Genomic DNA, 2,768 nt, shown 5'->3' on the forward strand with positions numbered 1-2,768 from the left:
CGCTTTGCATCGGCGGCTTTCGCTTCATAGCTGCTGCGCCAGCTGCCGTTAAGGACTTTCGGCAAAACGTCATCGAGTTCCGCCGGGTGGCCGATAAAAGCGATGTGGCCGTCGCGGTCGACCACGAACGAGGTGGGAATCCCAATCGAAGAGCTGGGATCCATCCAGAGCTTGTTCATTTCGCCAATGTAATCGAACCCGATACGATAATTCAGATTCGGGAACTCCTCGGTCAGCCAGGCATCCACGTTGGTCCGCGCCTCGTCTGCGGTAGGACCCTGTTCGCAGGCGGCAACTCCGACCGCCTCAAATCCGCTGCCTTCATATTTCTCCTGCAGTTCGATCAAATGGGGCATGGCGTCGACACATGGTCCGCACCAAGTCGCCCAAAACTCAACGAGGTAGACCTTGCCGGGCCGAAAGTTCGTGAGGGGCTCGCCACGCAGCCAGTTCTCCACTTTGATCGCAGGAGCCGGGGACCCCATACGCAGTTCCATCTTGGTGTCCAAAGTCATTCCACACCTTTCGTCTCTTTTGTCGCGGAATATTTTCCAGTCAAAATCGGACACGGTCTCGAGGGCATCGCTCCCTCTGGCTTGCTTCAGCGAAGCTCTCACCGTGTTGCCGCACATCAAGCTGCAACGGAGGTGCCAATTCCCTCAGCTCCGGTAAGCGGCGGGAAATGCTTTGAAATTCTCCACGAGGCCAAATGCGGCCGATTGTCGTGAACCCGACATGTCTTCTGCCGCTGTCGGGTTTCGCCCTATCACTCTTGAGAGCTTGGACGGCTCGCCTGTGATTAGACTGGCCTCGGCCCTCGAGCAGTGGCAGTTTGGCGCCAGTTCGAAAGCGCGAACTCGCCGGCTTGGTCCTCGTGCCGCCACCGCCGCGTGTGGATTCTTGCCCCGGAGTCAAAATTCGCCTCGCGGTTGCCAACGGCGGCATGCGCTCAATGCGCGTGGCGTTGAGCACCGACAGCACGTAATGGTACCAATTAGTGGATGCCCGTCGCTGCCTCCACTTCTCCAGCCAAGCGCTCGAACGACGCTACCTACCCACGTTCGAGCGCGACCGCGGAATCGCAGACTGCCGAACGTCAGCCGTTGCGAAAGGTGTAGCCGTACCCGTTGATCGCCGGTGCGCCGCCTAGATGTGCGTAGAGGACCCTCGATCCCTGTGGAAAGAAGCCCCTCTGGACGAGGTCGATCATCCCTTGCATCGATTTGCCCTCGTAAACGGGGTCCGTAATCATGCCCTCGAGCCGCGCGCACAAACGGATTGCCTCTTTGGTTTCCTCCGATGGAACGCCATAACCCGGGTACGCGTAGTCCATGAACAACACCACGTCTGCCTCGACAATTTCCGCTCCGAGGTGGACGAGCTTCGCTGTATTTTGGGCGATGCCAAGCACCTGCGCCTTGGTCTTGGCGGGCATGGCGGAGGCATCGATACCGATCACGTTGCGCTGTCGACCATCCTTGGCGAACCCGACGAGCATGCCGCCGTGGGTTGAACCAGTCACCGTACAGACGACGATATAGTCGAAGGCAAACCCAAGCTGCTCTTCCTGGGCACGCACCTCCTCAGCGAACCCCACATAGCCCAGGCCGCCGTATTTGTGGACAGAGGCGCCGGCAGGTATCGCATATGGCCTGCCGCCCCTTGCCTTGACTTCATAAAGTGCCTTTTCCCAGCTGCGGCGGATGCCGATGTCAAAGCCCTCGTCAACCAGGCGCACCTCTGCCCCCATGATGCGGCTCAAGAGGATATTGCCGACCCGGTCGTAGACAGCATCATCATGTGGGACCCAGCTCTCCTGGACCAGGAGGCATTTCATGCCGATCTTGGCGGCGACCGCAGCGACCATGCGCGTATGGTTGGACTGCACGCCACCGATTGTGACGAGCGTATCGGCATCTGACGCGATCGCGTCGGGCACAATGTATTCGAGCTTGCGCAGCTTGTTTCCGCCGAACGCGAGACCGGAGTTGCAGTCCTCGCGTTTGACGTAGATTTCCACCTTGTCGCCCAGATGCTTGCCGAGGCGGTCGAGCCTCTCGATCGGCGTGGGTCCAAAGGTGAGCGGATAACGTTCGAATTTTTCCAGCATGCTATCTCCAGCAAAAAAGTACCTGAACCTGCTACGCACCGGTCAGCCCAGGGGTATGGTCGCGTGTTAGCCGAACACAGATTCCCTATACGATCAGCTCAGTCATCAGAGGGTGACCAAAATTGGTGTGGGTCTGAGCACTGATCCTGTCATCCGCGCATCAAAGCAGCAGCACATGCTGGGCATTCGACCAAGCCGGGACACAGCTGAAAATTGCATTCCGCAGTTGATCAGAGTCAGACGACTGGTACCCGAGCTTTCCTGTAACCATCGGCATGCTGGCCCCTGTGGCGAGTTCCACGAGCGCGGCTAGAGGACTGCCAGATCAGAAAGAGCACGCGGCCGAAGTAGCCGGCCTGAAGCAGCAGCGAACAGGCCAGCGTCGTGACGACTGCCACACGGAGCGAATCCAAAGCGAAGTAAACCATCGACGCATTGCTGCACAGGACCAGCCCCACGAGCCGACAAAAAGATGAAGTGCACGCCGCTCCCCTGGTTTTCGCCAGATCATGTTGCGAGCTCGTCGGCCGGAACATGCGTCTGGCAGTTCTTGGGGCAGACGCGGCCGCAGGCTCCGCAGCCTATGCAGCGGCCGGCATCATCGACAACCATGATCATGCGATTGAGCTTGCCGTCGAAATCGTCGTCCTCGTCATCG

General features: G+C 59.0%; 4 protein-coding genes. All 4 read right to left on the reverse strand.

Going from position 1 to position 2,768, the window contains the following annotated elements; genetic code table 11:
• On the reverse strand, window positions 1-497 hold a 497-nt coding region (locus EN884_RS31875; RefSeq protein ID WP_164895287.1), incomplete at its 3' end, for a TlpA disulfide reductase family protein.
• Between the two features lie 599 nt (window positions 498-1,096).
• Window positions 1,097-2,110 (reverse strand): 1-aminocyclopropane-1-carboxylate deaminase, encoded by a 1,014-nt coding sequence (locus EN884_RS31880; protein ID WP_024505903.1) that lies wholly within the window; start codon window positions 2,108-2,110, stop codon window positions 1,097-1,099.
• A gap of 236 nt (window positions 2,111-2,346) precedes the next feature.
• On the reverse strand, window positions 2,347-2,646 hold the full coding sequence (locus tag EN884_RS40345; protein WP_082826585.1) for an exopolysaccharide production repressor protein: 300 nt from the start codon (window positions 2,644-2,646) through the stop codon (window positions 2,347-2,349).
• The coding region (locus EN884_RS31890; protein WP_164750711.1) for a 4Fe-4S binding protein at window positions 2,618-2,768 on the reverse strand (151 nt) is incomplete at its 5' end. The genes EN884_RS40345 and EN884_RS31890, both read right to left, overlap by 29 nt.

The sequence above is a fragment of the Mesorhizobium sp. M7A.F.Ca.AU.001.01.1.1 genome (genome assembly GCF_004022735.1).
In the GTDB taxonomy this organism is placed as follows: domain Bacteria; phylum Pseudomonadota; class Alphaproteobacteria; order Rhizobiales; family Rhizobiaceae; genus Mesorhizobium; species Mesorhizobium ciceri.

Excerpts from the sequence above, each read along its gene's own strand:
- EN884_RS31880 (WP_024505903.1), bottom strand. The coding sequence starts at position 2,110 with ATGCTGGAAAAATTCGAACGTTATCCGCTCACCTTTGGACCCACGCCG.
- EN884_RS40345 (WP_082826585.1), bottom strand. The coding sequence starts at position 2,646 with ATGTTCCGGCCGACGAGCTCGCAACATGATCTGGCGAAAACCAGGGGA.